This window comes from Kitasatospora sp. NPDC004272, assembly GCF_053603035.1.
Window position 1 is genome coordinate 14,584 of the sequence record NZ_JBSGET010000010.1, and the last position, 19,537, is coordinate 34,120.

Genomic DNA, 19,537 nt, shown 5'->3' on the forward strand with positions numbered 1-19,537 from the left:
CGGGTCATCGGCGCAGGGCGCGCCAGCCGAGCAGGGTGGTGGCGGCCAGGGCGGCGGCCGCCAGGGCGAAACCCGCGCGGGGGCCGGCCAGCTGGATGGCGGCGGAGAGCAGCAGGCCGGTGAGCGGGAGGGTGCCGGGCAGGGCCATCGACCAGGCGGCCATCACCCGGCCGCGCAGGGCGTCGGTGGAGCGGAGCTGGACCAGGGTGTTCGCGGCGGTGATGAAGCGGATGCCGGTGAAGCCGGCCGCCGCGATGGCGGCGAAGGCGACGGGCGGGTCGGGGCTGGCCGCCAGCAGGAGGACGGTCAGCGCGGTGGCCAGGGCCAGGTTCCTGACCTGGCGGCCGGTGGGGTCGCCCCGGCCGGCGGCGAGGACCGCGCCGGGCAGGGCACCGAGGCCGAACGCGGCCATCAGGGCGCCGTAGCCGCCGCCGTCCAGGTGCAGGGTGCGGGAGGCGAAGAGCGGGAGGGCGACGCCGAGGTTGAAGAGCATCCCGGCGGCGGCCGCGATCGGCAGGCAGGCCCGGATCGGTGGGTCGTCCCGCACGTAGCGCAGCCCCGCCCGGAGCGCCCCGGCGGTGCGGACCGCCGGGGCGGCGGCGGAGGCTGCCGGGGCGGAGGTGGCGGGGGCGGCGGGGCGGACGGCCGCGGAGGCGGCGGGGCGGACGGCCAGCAGGACGGCCAGCGGTGGGAGGAAGGCCAGCGCGTTGGCGAGGAAGCAGGCCCAGGCGCCGACGGTGCCCAGCAGCAGGCCGCCGGCGGCGGGGCCGAGGACCCGGGAGGCGTTCATCGTCACCTCGTACAGGCTCACCGCGCCGGCGATCCGTTCGGCGCCGACCAGGTCGACCACATACACCTGGCGGGCCGGGGCGTCGAGGGCGGTGACCACGCCGCTGAGGGCGGCGGGCAGCAGCAGGACGGGCAGCGGGGGCCGCAGCGGGGCGAGCGCGGCGAGGGCCAGCCCCAGGGCGACGAAGGCGAGTTGGGTGGCGATCAGGAGCCGGCGCCGGTCGGTGCGGTCCACCAGGACGCCGGCCCAGGGGCCCAGCAGCAGGAGCGGGCCCCAGGTGACGACCGTGATCACGCCCAGCCACCACGCGCTGTGGGTGCGCTGCAGGACGAGCCAGGACATCGCCACGGCCTGGGTCATGGTGCCGGAGGCGGACAGCACCTGGGCGCCGAACCACCAGCGGAAGGCGGGGGCGCGCAACGGCTGGCCGATCCGGGCCAGGGCGCCCCGGCGGGTGGTGCCGGTGTGCCGCGGGGCGGAGCAGGTGTCCACGTGTCCCTCCCTCGTCTCGGGTCGCCGCGCGTACGCATCGGCGGGGCGGCCCGGCGGGCGGATCGACAGGGTGCGGTGCTGGGCGAGGTGGTACCGGACCGGGGGTGCCGGGCGAGGTGGTACCGGGCGGGGGTGCCAGCAAAGCAGCGCCGGGGCGGGGCGCGCACGGCCTCCGGTGGGCGTCCGGGCGAATTTCGGCCGTGCGGTGGTCCGGCCCGGGAGGCGCGGTCCCGCGACCGCTGCGGCCCCGGTTCGGCGCACGCCCGGTGTGGACGGCCGTCGGCCCGTACGTCCGGGGGAGAACGGACGGGCCGTTGGAACGGGCGTTGCCCGCGGCCGGTCAGGCCGTGTACGGGGTGTGCTCGCGGCCGGCCCGCAGGGTGCGGGCCCACCAGGTGAGCTGGTCGAGCATCCGCTTGGCGGCGCCGTTCGCGGTGGTGGCGTCGTGCGGCTGCCCGTCGGCGTCGAACTTCTCCCAGGCCATGTGGAAGCTGAGGCTGTCGCGGACGGTCGCGGCGTGCAGCTCGGCGAAGACCTGCCGCAGGTGCTCGACGGCGCGCAGGCCGCCGCTCATGCCGCCGTACGAGACGAAGGCGACCGGCTTGGCCTGCCACTGGCTGTAGTGCCAGTCGATCGCGGCCTTCAGCGAGGCCGGGTAGGAGTGGTTGTACTCGGGGGTGACGACGACGAAGGCGTCGGCGGCCGCGATCCGCGGGGTGAGGGCCGCGACCCCCGGGGTGGGTTCGGCACCCAGCCGGTGCGGGACGTCGGCGTCCGCGAGGTCGATCAGGTCGACGCCGAACTCGCCGTAGCCCCGGGCCTGTTCGGTGAACCAGCGGGCGACGGTCGGGCCGAAGCGGTTCTCCCGGGTGGAGCCGATGATGACGGCGAGCTGCAGGGGGGCGGCGGTGTCGGTCATGGCGGTGTCGGTCATGGCGGGTGTCCCTTCGCGGTCGGGCCGCTCGCTGCGGCCTGGCTGACGTCGGGAACGCTACGGAGCCGGGTACCGGGCGCGCATCCGTCGGATGACCTGGTCCGGTGCGGGGGCGGTCCCCGGTCATTCGACGGATGCGCGGGGCCGCGGCCGGTTCCTAGCGTCGACGGCATGGATGACACGACGCGGGCCAGGCGGCCGGGGGCGGCCCGGAACGGGACGGAGCGGGGCGGGCGACGGGCACTGACCCTCGGGGTGGTGCTGCTGGGCATGCTCACCCTGGCGATGTCGATGTCGGGGACGACCGTGGCGCTGTCCGACATCGGGGCCGAACTCGGCGCCTCCGGGCCCGCGTTGCAGTGGGTGGTGACCGGCTACTTCCTGACCGCGTCCAGCTTCATGCTGGTGTTCGGGGCGCTCGGCGACCTGTTCGGGCGGCGGCGCACCTACCGGGCGGGGGCCGCGGTGTTCGCGGTCGGGCTGGGGCTGAGCGCGCTCGCGCCCGGCGCCTGGTTCCTGGACGCGGCCCGGGCGCTGGCCGGGCTCGGCGCGGCGGGCGTGATGTCCGGCGGCGGCGCGCTGCTCGCCTCCGCCTTCGAGGGGCCGGCCCGGACTAGGGCGTTCGCGGCCTTCGGCACCACCGGCGGGGTGGGCCTGGCGCTCGGCCCGACGCTGACCGGCGCGCTGGTCGGGTCGGTGGGCTGGCGGGTCGCGTTCGGGCTGTTCGCGGCCGTCGGGGCGCTGGTCGCGGGCGGGGCCGGACTGCTCGCCGAGCCGCGCCCGGCCGGCCGGGCCCGGCTGGACGTGCCGGGCGCGGCGCTGTTCGTGGCGGGCCTCGGCCTGCTGATGGCCGGAGTCACCCAGGGGCCCGCCAACGGCTGGACCAGCCCGCCGGTGCTCGGCGCGTTCGGCACCGGTCCGGTGCTGCTGGCGGCCTTCGCGCTGCGGCAGGCCCGGGCCGCCCACCCGGTGCTCGACCTGACGCTGGTGCGCGACCGCCGCTACCTGGCCTGGACGGTCGCGGGCCTGGCCTCGTCGGCCGGCTTCGCCGGGTCGCTGACCTACCTGCCGACGTACTTCCAGGGCGTCGACGGGGCCTCGGCCGGGCGGGCGGGCGCGACCATGCTGTGGCTGACCGCGCCGGTCCTGGTCGTGCCGCTGCTCAGCGGGCGGCTGCTGACCCGGGGCGTGCCGGCCCGGGTCGTCATCGCGGTGGCGCTGGCGCTGGTCGCGGCGGGCAACGCCTGGCTGACCGTCCTGGCGCCGGGCGCGGGCAGCGCCGTCCTGGCCGGGCCGCTGCTGGCCGTCGGCACCGGCACCGGACTGGCCAACGGCATCGTCGACGGGCAGGCCATGAACCAGGTGGGCCCGGCCCGGGCCGGGATGGCCGCCGGGTTCCTCAACACCGTCCGCAGCGGCGGCCAGGCGATGGTGATCGCCGGGCTCGGCGCCGCCCTGCTCACCCTGGTCACCTCCCGGGTCGGCTCCGCGCGGGTGGCCGCCGAGGTGGTCTCCGGGCAGCTGACCGGCGGTGAACCCGCCTTCCTGGCCGAGCAGTTCACCTCGGCCTGGCACGTCGTGCTGTGGACCGTCGCCGCCCTGGTCGGCGCCGCGCTGGCCGCCGTCACGGCCCTGCTGCGCACCGGCCCGGCCCGGGGGACGGCCCCGAGCCGCCCGGCAGCAGCGGAGACGGGGACGGGGACAGGGGTGGGGGCGGAGGCGGAGGCGGGGGCTGCGGGGACCGTCCAGCAGGCTGGATGAACTCCTGCTACCGGCAAGGAATTTGGCCGATTCCACTGCCTCGCTGGGTAGTTGGGCGGCCGTCCGGGATGCGGTTCGCCACCCGGGCCCGGAACGGGACGCCAACTAGGCTGGTTCGCATGCTGCATGGACGCACGACGGAGACCGCCGCGATCGACCGGTTGCTGGACGGGGCCCGGGAGGGACGGGGCGGGGCCGTGGTCCTGCGCGGGGAGCCGGGGATCGGGAAGAGCGCCCTGCTGGCGTACGCCGCGCGGCGGGGCGAGCAGCGGGAGATGCGGGTGCTGCGCGGCGCGGGCATCGAGGGCGAAGGTGAACTGCCTTTCGCCGGGCTGCACTTGCTGCTGGCGGGGGTGCTCGACCGGCTGGGGTCGCTCCCCGGGGCGCAGGCCGCCGCGCTGCGCGGCGCGCTCGGGCTGCGGGCGGAGGCCGCGTCCGGCGACCGGTTCCTGGCCGGGCTCGGGGTGCTCACGCTGCTGTCCGAACTGGCCGCCGAACAGCCGGTGTTGGCGGTGGTGGACGACGCGCACCTGCTGGACGCGGAGTCGCTGCGGGTGCTGCTGTTCGCGGCCCGGCGGCTGGGCGCGGAGCGGGTGGCTGTGCTGCTGGCGGTGCGCGGGGGCACCGGCGACGGCGACGGCCCGGACACCCCCGGGCTGCCCGAACTGCCGGTCGGGCCGCTGGACGCGGCCGCCGCCGAACTGGTCCTCGCCTCGGCCGCGGGGGCCGACCGGCTGCCCGGTCCGGCCCGGACGCTGGTGCTCAAGGAGGCGATGGGCAACCCGCTCGCGCTGCTCGAACTGCCCGCCGCCCAAAGGTCGTCGGAGCACTACGCGTCCCCGTACGGGGTGGCCTGCCTGCCCGCGCACAGCCGGCTGCTGCGCACCTTCACCGACAGCGTGGCGACGCTGCCGCCCGGCACCCGGACGGTGCTGCTGGTCGCGGCGACGGACGAGCGGGGGCGGCTGGACGCCGTGCTGGCCGCGGCCGGGCGGCTGGGCGCCGGGCTGGACGACCTGGAGCCGGCCGAGCGGGCCCGGCTGGTGCGGGTCGAGGACGGACGGGTCCGGTTCCGGCACTCGGTGATCCGGGTCGCCGTCTACCAGGGGGCCGGTACCGCCCGGCAGGTCGCCGCGCACCGGGCACTGGCCGAGGTCCTGGCCGAGGCGCCGGGCGGGGCACCGGACGGAGCCCCTGGCGAGGTCCTGACGGGCGGCGGCGGGAGCGACGGGAGCGGCGAGGACTGCGGGGGCGACCCCGAGCTGGCCCGGCAGCGGGCCTGGCACCTGGCCTCCGCCGCGACCGGACCCGACGCCGAGGCGGCCCGGCTGCTGGAGCGCAGTGCCGAACACGCCCGCGCCCGGGGCGGGTTCGACGCCGTCGCGGCCGCCTACCAGCGGGCCGCCGCGCTCACCGCCGATCCGGCCGAGCGCGGCCGCCGGCTCTTCGAGGCGGCGTCGGCCGCCGCCGACGCCGGGCGCCTGGAGCAGGCCGACGGGCTGGCCCGGGAGGCCGGGCCGTACCTCGCCGACCCGGTGCGGCGGGCCCGGGCGGCCCGGCTGCGGGCCGCCGTCGCCGACGAGCAGGACCGCTCGCGCGACGCCCACGCCATGTTCACCGAGGCCGCCGGGGAGGTGGAGAGCGCCGACCCGGAACTGGCCGGGGCGCTGCTGTTCCAGGCCGCGCAGGCCGCCTGGCACGCGGGCGACCAGCAGGCGATCGAGCGCAGCGCCGAGCGGGCCGCCGAGCTCGCCCTGCCCGGCGCCGAACGGATCACCGCGCTGGCCCGGGTGGCCGCCGGCCAGCACCGGTTGGAGCCCGCCGCGCTCGCCGACGGCGCCGGTGCCGTCCGCGAACTCCTCTCCTCCGCCTACGGGTCGGACTCCCCGACGGCGCTGCGCGAGCAGGTCCGGCTGGGCTGGTGGCACCTGTTCGACGGCCGGACCGACCAGGCCCACGAGCTGGCCGCCGCGGTCGAGCGCCGCTGCCGGGAGACCGGCGCGCTCGGCGTCCTGGCGGTGGCCCAGATGCTGCTGGCCCGCACCCAGCTGATGCTGGGCCGGCACCGCGACGCGCTCACCACCGCCACCGACGGGCTGCGCTCGGCCGAGGACAGCGGGCAGGCCCGGGTCCGGATCCACCTGGCCACCGTGCTGGCCCAGTTGGCCGCGCTGCGCGGCGACGAGGACGCCTGCCGGGCGCACGCCGAGGAGGCGCTGGCCCGCGGCATCGCCCCGTCCACCGTGCACGCGGGCACCGCCCTGGCCGTCCTCGACCTGGGCCTGGGCCGCACCGAGGCCGCGCTGGACCGGCTGACCGCGCTCGCCGCGTCCCCCGACCGGCAGGGCATCATCGCCGCCCTGCCCGACCTGGTCGAGGCCGCCGCCCGGCTGGAGCGGCCCGAACGCGGCCGCACCGCCGAGAGCTGGTACCGGGAGCACGCCGCGCTCGGCGGGCAGCCCTGGGCCCGGGCGCTCGCGCTGCGCTGCCGCGCCCTGCTCACCGAGGACCCGGACACCGCCACCGCCCACTACGAGGAGGCGCTGCGGCTGCACCAGCAGGACGGCGGCTCCCCGTTCGACCTGGCCCGCACCCGGCTGCTGTACGGCGAACGGCTGCGCCGCCGGCGCCGCACCGCCGAGGCCCGCACCCAACTGCGTTCCGCCCTGCACGCGTTCGAGCAGCTGGGCGCCGCGCCCTGGGCCGAGCGGGCCCGCGGCGAACTGCGCGCCACCGGTGAGAGCACCGCCCAGGCCGCCGGTCCCGGCCCGCTGGACCTGCTCACCCCGCAGGAGCTCCAGGTGGCCCGGCTGGCCGCGGAGGGCCTCAGCAACAAGGACATCGGCAGCCGCCTGTTCATCAGCCCCCGCACCGCGGGCTACCACCTCTCCCACACGTACGCGAAACTCGGGATCACCTCCCGCACCGAACTGGCCCGGATCGCCTTCTGATCCGGCCGGGCGCGGGGAGGACGGACACAGGAGGCGGCATGGCGACGGACAGCGGTCCCACGGAGCGGACGGGAGCACCCGGGCAGCCGGCGGGAGCGCCCGGGAAGCGGGCGACGGTGCCCGGGCAGCCGGTGGCGGTACCCGGGCAGCGGGCGGCGGCGGGCGGGCGTCCCGCCGGGCCCCCGGTCGGGCGGCGGGTGGACCGGCGGGTGGCGATCCTGGTCGGCGTCCTGCTGCTGCTGTGCCTGCCGCCGTGGTGGACGCTGCTCGCGGCGGGCACCGGCTGGCCGCTGCCGGTGGTGCTCGCGGGCACGGCCGTGCTGCTGGCCTGGGCGGTCGGCTTCCCGGTCCTGATGGTCCGGGGCCACAGTCCGCGCAGCCGCGACGACCGGGCGGCCCGGATCGCGGACACCAGCCTCGGCGTGGTGTGGGTGCTGTGGACCTGCTCGGTGCTGGGCGCCCTGGCCGACCTGCTGCTGGCCGCGGCCGGCGTCGGCGGCACCGGCCGGGCCCGGCTGGTCGCGGCGGCGGTCGTGCTGCTGGCGGCCGGGGTGCTGGCGTGGGGCCACCACGAGGCGATGCGGGTGCCCCGGGTGCGGCGGCTGGACGTCCACCTGCCGCGGCTCGGCGCCGGGCTGGACGGCCTGCGGGTGGTGCTGCTGGCCGACACCCACTACGGGCCGATCGACCGGGCGGCCTGGTCGGCGGGCGTCACCGCGGCGGTCAACGCGCTGGACGCGGACGTGGTGGTGCACGCCGGTGACATCGCGGACGGCACGCCCGTCCAGCGCCGCGCCCAGTCCGCGCCGCTCGGGGCGGTCGAGGCCCGGCTGGCCCGGGTGTACGTGACCGGCAACCACGAGTACGGCAGCGAGGCGCAGGGCTGGCTGGACCGGATGACCGAGCTGGGCTGGGAGGCGCTGCACAACCGGCACGTGGTGGTGGAGCGCGGCGGCGACTCGCTGGTGCTGGCCGGAGTGGACGACGTCACCGCCGAGTCCTCCGGCCTGGCCGGGCACCGGACCGACCTGGACGGCGCGCTGGCCGGGGCGGACCCCCGGCTGCCGGTGCTGCTGGTCGCCCACCAGCCCAAGTACGTCCCGCAGGCGGCGGCCGCCGGGATCGACCTGCAGCTGTCCGGGCACACCCACGGCGGCCAGATCTGGCCGTTCCGCTACCTGGTCCGGATCGACCAGCCGGTGGTGCGCGGCCTGAGCCGGCACGGGGAGCGGACCTGGCTCTACACCAGCGGCGGCACCGGCTTCTGGGGGCCGCCGTTCCGGGTGTTCGCGCCGAGCGAGATCACCGTGCTGACGCTGCGCGCGGGCGGCGCTGCCGGGTAGCGCGGGCGGGTAGCGCGGGCACGGGCACGGGCGGGTAGCGCGGGCACGGGCACGGGCGGGTAGCGCGGGTGGCGCTGCCGGGTGGCCGCGCGGTCGCTCAGCCCGCCAGGGTCCGCGCGGTCGCTCAGCCCGCCAGGGTCCGGGACGGGGTCCGGGCGGGTGTCCAGGACGGCGTCCAGGCCCCGGCCGGGGTGGGGGTGGCGGCGGCCGCGGCGGCGAGGTGGGCGTGCAGGGCGGGCAGCGCCGGGTGCGGGTTGTCCCGGTGGTGCAGCAGCGAGTGCGGGTAGACCGGGACGGGGTCGGTGACCGGGACGCGGCGCAGGCCGTGGCCGGTGGGCCAGACCAGTCGGGTGTCCTCGCCCATGAAGGTGGCCAGCGCGGGGGTGTCGGCGATGGTGTCGAGCAGCACGTCGGAGCCGAAGTTGGGCCCGGTCGATTCGATGGTCAGGCCGAACTCGCCCGCCAGCGCCTCGTAGTAGGCGGCCCACTCGCTGCCGGGCAGCAGGCCGGGCATCCAGATCCGGTGCCCGGCGAGCTCGGCCAGCGGCACCGCGCGGGCGGCGGCGAGGGCGTGCCCCGGGCCGGTGAGCAGGTGCAGCGGTTCGTCCAGGACCCGGGTGGCGGTGAGGTCCTCGGGCAGCGGGCGGCCGGGCGCGCCGACGGCCCGGAACGAGGCGTCGACCGTGCCGGAGCGGATCGCGGCGACCGCGCTGTCGATGTCGAGCAGCATGACGATGTCCAGCTCGACGCCCGGGTGGGTGCGGTGGAAGGCGCGCATCAGCCGGGAGGCCGCGCCGCGCGAGTTGATCACGTCCACCCGCAGCGGCCGGGCGCCGGGCCGGACCGAGGCGGCGGCCCGGTCGGCGGCTCGCAGCAGCTCGCGGGCGTGCGGCAGGAACGCCTGCCCGTCGACGGTGGGTTCGGCCCCGCGCGGGGTGCGGGCGAACAGCCGGACGCCGAGGTCCCGTTCGAGCCCGGCGATCCGCTTGGAGACGGCCTGCTGGGTGATCGCCAGGTCGGTGGCGGCCTTCTGGAACTGGCCGGCCTCCGCGACGGCGACGTAGGTGCGCACGGCTTCGAGGTCCATGACGGGCCACCCTACCGAACAATGGTCGGTTGTCGATGCGATACATCAGCCCTGGTTCATACGCCTCACCAGGGCTCATTGCACAACGGATGGTTGTGCGGTGGTCCGTTCGCGGTCGTGCGCGGCACCGCGCCCGGCCGCCTCGGCGGCGATCCGCTGCAGGGCGGCCAGGTGCCCGGCCAGTGCCGCCCGGCCCTGCGCGGTCAGGCCCAGCCAGGTGCGCGGCCGCTTGCCGACGTAGCCGCGGCGGACCCCGACGTGGCCGACGGCCTCCAGGGCCGAGGCGATCTTGCTCAGCCCCGACTCCGACAGCCCGCAGCCCTCCCGGACGGCCCGGAACTCGGCCTCGGTACAGCCCGACAGGAACCCCACCACGGCGAGCCTGGTGGGGTGGTGGATCGACTCGTCGAACCCCGGGAGCAGCCCGCCGCGCCCCGCCGCAGGCGTGCTGCGAGCCGCTTCGACCTCGTCTTGGTGCCGTTCCATCAGTGCTCCGAACCTCCCGAGCCGGTAAGACCTTTGCCAGCCTGGCAGGTGCTTTCCGCCCGGGCAATCACCCGCGCGGCGCGCCACTTCGCGCAGTGGCCGAACAGCCACGGACCGGGGCGGCGTGAACCTGGCGTTCCGGCGGGAAGGGCCCGGGATTCAACCGGCGTACACGCTGTTTCCACGTCGTGTCGTCAGAGTTCCGGCCCGTGCCCACTACACACTCGCGTGTCGGCGTCGCCTCCGTGTGCGCCGCGTCCCTCACCTTCTCCGGCCTGATGGTCACCGGCCTGTTCGTCGCGCAGTCCGCGGCGGCGGCCGACCCGGCCGGCTACCAGAACGTGCGCGTCAACGAGGTCACCTCGGCCGGCAACGACACCGTCGAGCTCTACAACGCCGGTTCGGCGGCCGTGAGCATCAGCGGCTGGAAGATGTCCGACGACGGCTTCTCGCCGCAGACCTTCAGCCCGTCCGCGAGCAGCATCCCGGCCGGCGGCTTCGTCACCTTCAACTCGCCCAAGGGGCTGGGTGATTCGGACAAGGTGGTGATCTACACCGCCGGCGGCACGGTGGTCGACCGGGTCGACTGGGCCACCGACAAGGCCAAGCCCGCGATGGCCCGCTGCGGCGGCGACGGCACCGGCGCGTGGGTGACCACCACCACCGCCACCACCTTCGGCGCGGCGAACGCGGCCGGCTGCCCCGCCTCGCTGCCCGCCGCCAGCCGGGTCGTGGTCAACGAGGTCAGCTCGGACGGCTCGGACACCGTCGAGCTGTACAACGGCGGCACCGCCGCGGTCAGCATCGGCGCCTGGAAGTACCTGGACAACGACACCACGCACACCGCGGCCACGATCTCCGCCTCCTCGCCGAGCGCGACCAGCATCCCCGCGGGCGGCTACGTCACGTTCAACTCCAGCATCGGCCTGGGCGGCAACGACTCGCTGTTCCTGATCGACGGCAGCGGCAACACCGTCGACTCGGCCACCTGGGCCGCCGCGGGCGCCTCCCCCTCCGACGAACGCTGCGCCACCGGCTTCCAGACCTCCGCGAACGCCACCTTCGGCGCCGTGAACTCCTGCTCCGGCAGCACCCCCGGCGGCGGCACCGGCGGTACGGGCGGCACCGGCCGACTGCTCGGCGGCGGCGGCTCGCTCACCAGCGGCTGCACCCCCGAGGCGCCCGGCGGCACCGGCGCCACCCCGTCCGGCACCCTGGCCTGGCCCGGCGGCCTCGACGTCACCATCGCCGACAACGTCTGCGCATTCACCACCTCGACCGGCCCCGAGGGCCGCGACGTCAGCGGCCTGGCCTTCGACCCGGCCAACCCGTCCGTGCTGTGGGCCGCCAAGAACAAGAACTGGCTGTACAAGCTGGTCAAGAGCAACGGCAAGTGGGTCCCGGACGCCACCTGGAGCGCCACCGGCAAGCAGATCCGCTTCGCGGGCGGCACCGGCCAGCCCGACTCCGAGGGCCTGACCGTCGGCGGCAACGGCCACCTCTACGTGACCTCCGAGCGCGACAACGCCAACAACACCGTGCCGAAGGACACCGTCATGGAGTTCGACCCGGCCGCCACCGGCAGCACCCTCACCCCGCTGCACCAGTGGGACATGACCGCGCAGTTCCCGCAGCTCGACACCGGCAGCAAGGACGACGCCAACCTCGGTTTCGAGGGCGTCGGCTACGTCCCCGACAGCTGGCTGACCGCCAACGGCTGGACCGACCCGCTCACCGGCGCCGCCTACAACCCGGCGAACTACCCGCTGCACGGCTCCGGCCTGTTCTTCGCCGGCCTGGAGTACGACGGCACCCTGCACGTCTACGGCCTCAACTCGGACGGCACCTTCACCACCTTCGGCACCGTCTCCACCGGCAAGCCCGGCGTGATGGACGTGACCTACGACGCCGGCACCCAGCGGATCGTCGCCACCTGCGACAACACCTGCGGCGAGACCCACACCTTCCTGAAGGTCAACGCCGCCGGCGCGATCGTCCCGGACGTGACCTACACCAACCCGGCCGTCATGCCGGTCGACAACCTGGAGGGCTTCGCCCTCGCGCCGACCTCCACCTGTGCGGGCGGCTTCCGCGAGGCGGTCTGGAGCGACGACGGCATCTACGGCTTCGGCTCCGGCACCTCCTCGTACGGGCACGCCCTCTACAGCGGCACCTTCCCCTGCTGATTCCCTGCTGACCCCTGCTCCCGCTCGGGGCCCCGGCCGCGCACCCCGCGCGGCCGGGGCCCCGGCCCGTTCCCGGCGTTCCGCACCTGACAGGCTGTCAACCTGCGACCCTTGCAGCAGGGGAAGGACGGACAGACCATGCCGATGGACCGGACGGGGCTCGCCGACTTCCTCCGCCGCTCCCGCGAACGGCTGCGCCCGCAGGACGCCGGACTGCCCGACGGGCCCCGGCGCCGCACCCCCGGCCTGCGCCGCGAGGAACTCGCCCAACTCGCGGGCGTCTCCGCCGACTACGTGGTGCGGCTCGAACAGGGCCGCAGCTCACAGCCCTCGCCGCAACTCCTCGCCGCGCTCGCCCGCGCCCTGCGGCTGAGCACCGACGAGCGCGACCACCTCCACCTGCTGGCCGGCCACCGTCCGCCCGAAGGCCCCACCGCCGGGCCGCACGTCCGCCCCGCCCTGCGCTACCTGCTCGACCGGCTCGGCGACACCCCCGCCCAACTGCTCACCGACCTCGGCGACCTACTCGCCCAGAACGCCCTGGCCGAGGCGCTGTTCGGCTGCGTGTGCAAGGTCGCCGGACCCGACCGCAACATCGTCTGGCGCTGGTTCACCGACCCCGCCGTCCGGGAGGCGTACCCCGCCGAGGAACGCGACCCGCTCGGCCGCCTGCACGTCGCCGAACTGCGCGCCGCCGCCACCCGTCGCGGCTTCGACCCGCCCGCCCGCGCCCTGCTCGACCGGCTCACCGCCGCCAGCCCCGAGTTCACCGCCCTCTGGCAGCGCCACGAGGTCGCCGTCCGCCGCACCAGCCGCCTCCGCGTCCTGCACCCGGCCGTCGGCCCGATCGAGTTCGACTACGAGCTGCTCCAGACCCAGGCCGCCGACCAGCGCCTGCGCCTGTTCACGCCCCCGCCCGACTCGACCGACCCCGGCCCGCTGGAACTCCTGCGCCGGCTCGGGCCGGGGACGGCGCACCGCGGCCACCGCTAGCCTCCGCGGCGGCCGCCCGAACTCCCGGCGGCTCCCGGCAGCCCGCCCGGATCACCCCCGGGAGCCGCCGGCCCCGCCCCCCACCCTCGCGTTCACCCGGCCCCGAACTCCCCCGCCCGCACCCCCGCCACGAACACCGACCAGGCCCCGGCCGCGAAGACCAGCGCCGGCCCCTGCGGATCCTTCGAGTCCCGGACGGGAACCACTCCGGAGAAGCCGTCGGCCACCTCCACGCAGTTGCCCTGGTAGCCGCTGAAGCTGCTCTTCCGCCACGCGGCGCGGCTCAGGTCCGTGTTGTCCCGGTCGGTGTGCATCACTCGAATTCCTTTGCCATCCGTGCGCCCGCCGAAGCGCGGCCCGCAGCGTCCTGCCCCCGTCCGAAAGGACACCCTCCCCTCCGCCGCCGCACCGCACACCCGCAAAGCCCTTTCAAACATGGGAACTTCAAGATCGTCGGGCCACGACGGCGACCCGCGTTCCGGTCGGGAGGCCCTACGGCGTGTACTCGTAGCCGATCGTGAACCGGGCGGGGAGGCAGGACTCCGTGTACTCGATCAGCCCCTCCTCGTCCGACCAGCGGTGCACGAGGGCGAGGATCGGACTGCCGACGGGAACGGCCAACGCCGACGCCTCACGCTGGTCGGCCTCCCGGGCGTGCATGTCGTCGCGCGCCGCCGTGACGGTCCGCCCGGTGGCTTCGAGGACCTTCGCGGTGATGCCGTCGTTGCGCCCGGGCGCCGTGTTGAGCAAGTCCGGTACCAGCGCCGCGAAGTGGGCCGGGTACCACGACACCGCGAAGAGGGTCCGCGACTTGCCCCGGCCCGCGACGTACTCGCGCCGGACGAGTTGCGCCCCGTGTTCGAGGTCGAACAGATCGGCCACGTAGAGCGGGGGAACCACCAGACCCGCAGCCGTCACGCGACTGGTCTCCCCCTCCATCAGGCTCGACCGCACACGCTGGACCCGCTCCAGCCGGTCGCGGCTGCTGGCCGTCACCCGGGGATCGTCCGCGACGAAAGTCCCCCGGGGAGACGTCCGGAGGTAGCCCTCCACCTGGAGGTGCTGGAGCGCCCGGCTCACCGTCGCGACCGCGACGTTCCACCGCCCGGCGATCTCCTTGTTGCTGGGGAGCTTGGAGCCGGGTTCGAGCTCGCCCGACAGGATGCGCTGCCGGTAGTGGTCCGCGATGACGGACCAGGTCTTCGGAGTCCTACTGGGCATGAGTCCTCACCATCGCACTTGGGGGGCAAGTTCCCCTCAGAGCAGACTAGTTCACTCGAAACCGTTGCGGGAGAACTAGGCCACTCAACACACTGGACTAGTTCACTGACGGAGTGTCACGAAGAGTTTCCGGATCGGCACCGAGGGCGGCCCCGGCTGGAACCTGCCGCCCCGGCTCCACGCACCCATCTCGCACGGATCACAACGGAGCACGACCCATGACGACACGCCAACCCTTGCCGGAAAAGCCTTGCCCAGCGGCCAGGTTGACCATCCGGGTCTACCGGGTGCGGTCCGACGGCAGCCGGGTGCAGGTCTCCTCCTGCTTCTCGGACGAAGAAGAGACCCCGCCGCTGGTCTCGGCGCTGAGCTGGCCGGCCTGCGCCTGCCCGCGTTGCACCGCCGTGGCCGAAGTGGCCTGAACGCACTGCACCATCGAGGAAGGGAAGCACGTGCTGTACACCGGACAACCACTGGTGGCCGTCGACGTCCTGCGGCGGTTCCTGCGTGGCGGGTTCGTCGACTCCGAGCAGGCCGCCGACTCGCTGGAACGCGCGTTCCTGGCAGCCAGGTTGGACCCGCCGACCGGCCTCTCACCGGTCTACCGCGACGACGTCCCGCCGGAGCTGGCCGGCCTCGCGCTGGGGTGCGTCGGACTGCCCTGGGCGCAGCGGCTGTCCGAGGCGCTGCTCGAACTGGCTGTGCTGCGCGGTGAGTTCCCCGCTCCCGTCCGGCTCGCGGCCCCGGAGCTGGACACCGAGGCCCGTTCCGCGCTGGGGGTGGCCTCGTGAGCGGTGACACGTTGCGGCAACGCGCCTGGGAGATCGCCGAGCAGCTCGCCGAAGCGGGCGGCGGCGAGGCCAGGCTGACCGTCATCCCCGACGGCTACCGCGTCGAGCTGCGCATCTTCCGCCCCGAGGACGGCTCCCCCAGCCCCGAGGACCACATGGCCGTCCTCAAGGCCCTCGCCCTCGGCGACCGCTGGGGCCACCGCTACTCCCCGCCCTCCCGCAACAACGGCACCGCCCGCGAACTCGTCTGGAGCGAAGTCCACCACAACACACCCACCGAGCAGGGAAGTTGAGCGAAGTCGAACGGGTGGAGGCCCGCTCCCCCGCCCGGGTGGACGGAGGAGCGGGCCTCGCGGCCGGCGCCCCGGCAGTGGGATGGCGGGGGTCAGGCCGTGGGGGCCGTCAGTGGTCGGCCTTGCCGCCGCGCACCACGCAGGAGGCGCTGTTCTCCCAGCCCCAGCCGTCACCGTCCGGGTCGGACGAGGCGGAGGCGCAGTACGGGTAGCCGTTCGGCGCGGTGGTGGCGGTGGTGCCGGTGTCGGCCTTGCCGCCCCGGACCACGCAGGAGGCGCTGTTCTCCCAGCCCCAGCCGTCACCGTCCGGGTCGGACGAGGCGGAGGCGCAGTACGGGTAGCCGTTCGGCGCCTTGGACGCGGTCGCGCTCGGGGACGGGGAGGACGAGGCGGACGGGGAGGCCGAGGTGGTGGGCGTCCCGCCGGTGTAGACGGTCGCGGGGCGGGCCGTGGCGGCGATGCCGTTGGCGCCGTTGAAGAAGCGGTTGCCCCAGGCGGTCAGCGAGTTCTTGTCGAAGTTGTTGACCAGGTCGAGGTACTCGACGCCGCCGCCGTTGCCGCTCCAGGACCAGCCGAGGTAGCCGATGCCCTGGGCCTGGGCGGTGGCCATGATGGCGTCCTCGTCCGGGTCGCCGTCGCTGTGCTGGGCCCCGAACTCGCCGACCACGATGGGGAGTCCGGCCGAGGTGTAGGCGTTCAGGTAGTCCTGGACCTTGGCGGCGGTGTTGTAGACGCCGTACATGTGGATCGAGAAGATCGTGTTGCGGTCGGCGTCGGAGGCGAACACCGAGGCGGCGTTGTCGCGCATGGTGCCGGACCAGTCCTGGCCCCAGTTGGGGCCGTCGACCATCAGCGCGTTGTGGATGCCGGCGGCGCGGACCTTCGCGATCGCGCTCTTGGTGGCGGCGGTCCAGGCGGTGTAACCGCTGTTGCCCCAGGGCTCGTTGGCGATGTTGACGACGACGTAGTTCTCCTGGCCGATGATCGCGCTCTTGTTGTCGACCCAGAACTGGGCGGCCGCGTCCAGGGTGCCGGCGGCGGCGTCCTCGCCGTAGCCGGTGGCGTCGTGCACCTCCAGCACGCAGATGACCTTGGCGGCCTTGCACTGGGCGATCAGCGCGGAGACCTGCGCGGTGCTGGTGCGGGTCCAGCGCTGGCCGTCGCTGAGGACGACGCGGACGGTGTTGGCGCCCTTGGACGCGATGTCGGCGATCGCGGTGGTCTGGCTGGGGTACCAGGCGTACGCGTGGTTGACGCCGCGCATGACGAACTGGTTGCCGTTCGCCTCGTAGACGCGGCCGTTGCTGACGTGGATGCCGGAGGTGGCGGCCTCGGCGCTGCCGGGGGTGAACCCGAAGACGGAGAACAGCAGACCGAAGACGGCGGCGACTGCCGCGCCGACAGCCGTGAGCGCCCTGCGGCTCGGCGGCTTTTCCATGACTCTCCTCTGGGTGGGGGTGGGGAACGCGACCGGCCCGACACCCCGCCGCGGGCGGCCGCTCCGAGGGGGCGGGGGTGGCCGGGCGGGTGGTGGAGGGAGTACGGGCGGCTGCGGCGACAAGGTCTTGGCAACGTTGTCTGCGGGATCCTGGCATGCCGCACCAACCCGGTCAATGCTTTGCGCTTAACCGATTAATTTGCCATCGCAGCTAGCAATTCCACCGAACATCAGGGCGCGCGAAGTAAAGCGGTCAAGTGAAATAGAACTGACGCTCCGTCAAGTCACTCCGTCTCGCTAGGCTGCCGGTGTGACCACGACCTTCAGCGAGCCCTTCCTCCGCACCGCCGAACACCACGCCGCCTGGGGCGCCGAGCAGTTGGAGGCCCTGGGCCGCGTACTGCCGGACGCGCCGTGGACGGCCGACCTGGAACAGGGCGTCTACCGGACCGGCGAGCTGACCCTGCGGGTCGGGCTGCTCGGGACGTTCGACCCGGTGGACGGGTCGTGGCTGTGGGGCTGGGCCAACCCGGGGTTCGCCGAGGCGCCGGTGGCGGCCGCCTCCGCCCGGATCGCCGAGTTCGGACGGGCTCACGGCGTACCGGAGTTGGCGGAACCGGGGGTCGACCTGTCCGACTTCGCGGACCCCCGGCACGCGGCCGAGGCGCTGGCCTTCACCGGCATGGGCGTGCTCGGCGCGCCGGGCTACATCGGGCAGGCGGCCGGGCCGGACACCCGGGTCTACTTCGTGCCGCAGGACCCGGCCCTGCGCCCGGCGCCGCTCGACCCGGTCACCGTGCCGCGGATGCTGCTGACCGGCGCCGGACTGTTCGGGCGCGACGCCCGCACCGTGGTGCGCGGCTACTTCGGCCACCACGGCGCGCCCGTGACCGAGGAGCCGGACGCGATCAGCGCCGGACTGCCGGGCGGGCACACCGTCCGGGTGTCGTTCGACCCGCAGGGGCGGATCGCCTCCGTGGACGGGGTGCTCGGCGGCCACTGAGCACCCCACGAGGGGACGGACCGCCCCTGGACCAGGACGGCCGCCGTGCTCGGCGGCAACCGAGCACCCCGCCGGGGGAGTTCAGCGCTCGCCGGGTGCTCCCCCGTCGGCCTCGACCGGTCGGCTGAGGAGCACCTCGCGCGCCTGCTCGGCGGCGCGCAGCAGCATCTCGGAGAGGTGGTCGAGGAACCGGGCGACGCTCTCCAGCCGCGCCCCGGCGGGGGTCGCCGAGCCGAGGACGGAGACGCCCTGCCGGGCGGTGGCGGCCACCGTGGCGTTGGCGTGGGCGCTGGCCACCGCCGACTGGTACCAGATCTCGTCGTCCACCGCGTAGCTCTCGCGGCGCCGCTCGTCGCGCTTGCGGCGGATCATCGACTGCTCGTCCAGGAAGGCGACGGCCTTGGAGACCGAGGCCGGACTGACGTCCAGCCGGCGGGCGAGTTCGGCGGCGCTCAGGCAGCCGGAGTCGGTGAGCAGCAGGGCCGCCAGCACCCGGGCGGGCATCCGGCTGAGGCCGGACTGCATGAAGACGGTGGTGATCGCCTCCTCGAAGCCGGCCACCGCCTCGGGGTCGCGCCCGTCGGCCGGGCGGTCGGCCGGGCGCGGGCCGCGGGCGGGGGCGTTCCGGCGGTGGGCGCGGTGCTCGGTGGCGCGGTGGGCCAGGTCGGCCCGGTAGCCGGACGGGCCGCCGTTGCGCATGACCTCGCGGGTGACGGTGGAGGTCGGCCGGTCGATCCGGCGGGCGATCTCCGCGTAGGCGAGGTCGTCGGCCAGTCCCAGGGCGATCTGCTGGCGTTCCTGCTGGGTGAGCCTGCCTCCCGGCATCGGGGCCCCCTTCTTCGGCGCATGGCGCGTGCTGTTTCCGCGCCCAGCATAGCGTTCACCCTCATTTCATTGCAACGAACGGTCGTACTGACGTTGCGTTAGGTGCCGGATCATTGCAACGATTTTTCCACTTCCACCTGCAGTGATGCACTTCGATTGCAACAAGCACGTTGCCTGATCCTTGAACGCAACGTAGCGTTTCCAATGTCAGAAACAAGGCGGCGCACAACGGGGCGCCGCCCTCGACCCAGGGAGCACACCGTGCAGAAGTTCGCCACCCCCACCCCGGTCACCGTCGTCCTGGACGTCCCGGCCGGCCTGGTCCGCTTCATCGCCGCCGACCGCACCGACACCGTGGTCGACCTGCGGCCCGCCGACCCGGCGAAGAACCGCGACGCCGAGGCCGTCGCCCGGACCGAGGTCGGCTACGCCGACGGCGTGCTGCGGATCGTGACCGGCCCCGCCGCGCACCGCCTGCTCGGCCCGTCCGGCGCGCTGGACGTCACCGTGCAGCTGCCCGCCGGCTCGAAGGTCGAGGCGAAGAGCGCGGACGTCCAGCTCCGGGGCGTGGGACGGCTCGGCGACGTCACCTTCGAGAGCGCCCGGGGCACCGTGAAGCTCGACGAGGCGTCCGCCGCCAGCCTCACCCTGCAGGACGGCGACATCGAGGTCGGCCGCCTCACCGGCCCCGGCGGGTTCAGCACCCGGCGCGGCGACCTGACCGTCACCGAGGCGGTGCGCGGCGCGCTCGAACTGACCACCCTGTCCGGCTCGATCTCGGTCGGCGTGGCCCGCGGCGTCTCCGCCTCGCTGGACGCCGGCACCGCCCACGGCCGCGTCCACAACGCGCTGCGCAACGCCGACGACGTCCCGGCGGTCACCATCCGCGCCACCACCTCGAACGGCGACATCTCCGCCCGCACCGCCGCCTGACCAGCCGTCC

Annotated in this window: 18 protein-coding genes; 10 read left to right on the forward strand and 8 right to left on the reverse strand. The window is 75.1% G+C overall.

All coding sequences use genetic code 11. The features are described 5' to 3' along the window. Positions 1-4: 4 nt before the first annotated feature. Positions 5-1,282 (reverse strand): MFS transporter, encoded by a 1,278-nt coding sequence (locus ACWEO5_RS05390; protein WP_452160343.1) that lies wholly within the window; start codon positions 1,280-1,282, stop codon positions 5-7. 340 nt (positions 1,283-1,622) lie between these two features. Continuing rightward, the gene (locus ACWEO5_RS05395; protein ID WP_452160345.1) at positions 1,623-2,216 is read right to left on the reverse strand and encodes an NADPH-dependent FMN reductase; all 594 of its coding nucleotides are present in this window, start codon (positions 2,214-2,216) and stop codon (positions 1,623-1,625) included. A gap of 171 nt (positions 2,217-2,387) precedes the next feature. Here ACWEO5_RS05395 and ACWEO5_RS05400 point away from each other — a divergent pair, with 171 nt between their 5' ends. The 3 genes from ACWEO5_RS05400 to ACWEO5_RS05410 all read left to right on the forward strand — a co-directional run bounded on the left by ACWEO5_RS05400 (position 2,388) and on the right by ACWEO5_RS05410 (position 8,271). Beyond that, on the forward strand, positions 2,388-3,977 hold the full coding sequence (locus ACWEO5_RS05400) for an MFS transporter (RefSeq protein ID WP_452160347.1): 1,590 nt from the start codon (positions 2,388-2,390) through the stop codon (positions 3,975-3,977). A gap of 119 nt (positions 3,978-4,096) precedes the next feature. Continuing rightward, the gene (locus ACWEO5_RS05405) at positions 4,097-6,928 is read left to right on the forward strand and encodes a helix-turn-helix transcriptional regulator (RefSeq protein WP_452160349.1); all 2,832 of its coding nucleotides are present in this window, start codon (positions 4,097-4,099) and stop codon (positions 6,926-6,928) included. 209 nt (positions 6,929-7,137) lie between these two features. Further along, positions 7,138-8,271 (forward strand): metallophosphoesterase, encoded by a 1,134-nt coding sequence (locus ACWEO5_RS05410; RefSeq protein ID WP_452160351.1) that lies wholly within the window; start codon positions 7,138-7,140, stop codon positions 8,269-8,271. 124 nt (positions 8,272-8,395) lie between these two features. Here ACWEO5_RS05410 and ACWEO5_RS05415 read toward each other — a convergent pair whose 3' ends face one another. Both ACWEO5_RS05415 and ACWEO5_RS05420 read right to left on the reverse strand, forming a co-directional pair. After that, entirely contained in the window at positions 8,396-9,358 is a 963-nt protein-coding gene (locus tag ACWEO5_RS05415; RefSeq protein ID WP_452160353.1) for a LysR family transcriptional regulator, read from the reverse strand. Positions 9,359-9,433: 75 nt separating this feature from the next. Continuing rightward, on the reverse strand, positions 9,434-9,844 hold the full coding sequence (locus ACWEO5_RS05420; RefSeq protein WP_452160355.1) for a transcriptional regulator: 411 nt from the start codon (positions 9,842-9,844) through the stop codon (positions 9,434-9,436). Positions 9,845-10,053: 209 nt separating this feature from the next. Here ACWEO5_RS05420 and ACWEO5_RS05425 point away from each other — a divergent pair, with 209 nt between their 5' ends. After that, positions 10,054-12,030, forward strand: coding sequence for a lamin tail domain-containing protein (locus tag ACWEO5_RS05425; RefSeq protein WP_452160357.1), 1,977 nt, complete (start codon positions 10,054-10,056; stop codon positions 12,028-12,030). 138 nt (positions 12,031-12,168) lie between these two features. Continuing rightward, the gene (locus ACWEO5_RS05430; protein WP_452160470.1) at positions 12,169-13,023 is read left to right on the forward strand and encodes a helix-turn-helix domain-containing protein; all 855 of its coding nucleotides are present in this window, start codon (positions 12,169-12,171) and stop codon (positions 13,021-13,023) included. Between the two features lie 92 nt (positions 13,024-13,115). Here ACWEO5_RS05430 and ACWEO5_RS05435 read toward each other — a convergent pair whose 3' ends face one another. Both ACWEO5_RS05435 and ACWEO5_RS05440 read right to left on the reverse strand, forming a co-directional pair. Beyond that, a complete protein-coding gene (locus tag ACWEO5_RS05435) occupies positions 13,116-13,337 on the reverse strand; it encodes a DUF397 domain-containing protein (protein WP_344549598.1) in 222 nt (73 codons plus the stop codon). A 178-nt stretch (positions 13,338-13,515) separates the two neighbouring features. Continuing rightward, complete coding sequence (locus ACWEO5_RS05440; RefSeq protein ID WP_344549599.1) at positions 13,516-14,244, reverse strand: GntR family transcriptional regulator; 729 nt, start codon at positions 14,242-14,244, stop codon at positions 13,516-13,518. A gap of 266 nt (positions 14,245-14,510) precedes the next feature. On the opposite strand from ACWEO5_RS05440, the gene ACWEO5_RS05445 reads away from it, so the two are divergent. Genes ACWEO5_RS05445 through ACWEO5_RS05455 form a run of 3 tightly spaced genes read left to right on the forward strand, consistent with a single transcriptional unit; the run spans position 14,511 to position 15,328 of the window. After that, positions 14,511-14,666, forward strand: coding sequence for a hypothetical protein (locus tag ACWEO5_RS05445; RefSeq protein WP_452160360.1), 156 nt, complete (start codon positions 14,511-14,513; stop codon positions 14,664-14,666). A gap of 30 nt (positions 14,667-14,696) precedes the next feature. Then, positions 14,697-15,035: a hypothetical protein gene (locus ACWEO5_RS05450; RefSeq protein ID WP_452160362.1), complete on the forward strand. Its 339-nt coding sequence runs from the start codon at positions 14,697-14,699 to the stop codon at positions 15,033-15,035. Beyond that, positions 15,032-15,328, forward strand: a complete 297-nt coding sequence (locus tag ACWEO5_RS05455; RefSeq protein WP_452160364.1) for a hypothetical protein — start codon at positions 15,032-15,034, stop codon at positions 15,326-15,328. Before ACWEO5_RS05450 ends, ACWEO5_RS05455 begins: the two co-directional genes overlap by 4 nt. Positions 15,329-15,437: 109 nt before the next feature. Here ACWEO5_RS05455 and ACWEO5_RS05460 read toward each other — a convergent pair whose 3' ends face one another. Beyond that, on the reverse strand, positions 15,438-16,766 hold the full coding sequence (locus tag ACWEO5_RS05460) for a cellulase family glycosylhydrolase (protein WP_452160366.1): 1,329 nt from the start codon (positions 16,764-16,766) through the stop codon (positions 15,438-15,440). 310 nt (positions 16,767-17,076) lie between these two features. Between ACWEO5_RS05460 and ACWEO5_RS05465 the strand changes: the two genes are divergently transcribed. Then, positions 17,077-17,769 carry a DUF6882 domain-containing protein gene (locus tag ACWEO5_RS05465; protein WP_452160368.1) on the forward strand — a complete coding sequence of 231 codons (693 nt, stop codon included), beginning with the start codon at positions 17,077-17,079 and terminating at the stop codon, positions 17,767-17,769. An 81-nt stretch (positions 17,770-17,850) separates the two neighbouring features. On the opposite strand, the gene ACWEO5_RS05470 is transcribed toward ACWEO5_RS05465, so the two are convergent. Continuing rightward, on the reverse strand, positions 17,851-18,594 hold the full coding sequence (locus tag ACWEO5_RS05470; RefSeq protein ID WP_452160370.1) for a helix-turn-helix domain-containing protein: 744 nt from the start codon (positions 18,592-18,594) through the stop codon (positions 17,851-17,853). Positions 18,595-18,855: 261 nt separating this feature from the next. Between ACWEO5_RS05470 and ACWEO5_RS05475 the strand changes: the two genes are divergently transcribed. Continuing rightward, positions 18,856-19,527: a DUF4097 family beta strand repeat-containing protein gene (locus tag ACWEO5_RS05475; RefSeq protein ID WP_452160371.1), complete on the forward strand. Its 672-nt coding sequence runs from the start codon at positions 18,856-18,858 to the stop codon at positions 19,525-19,527. Positions 19,528-19,537 lie beyond the last annotated feature (10 nt).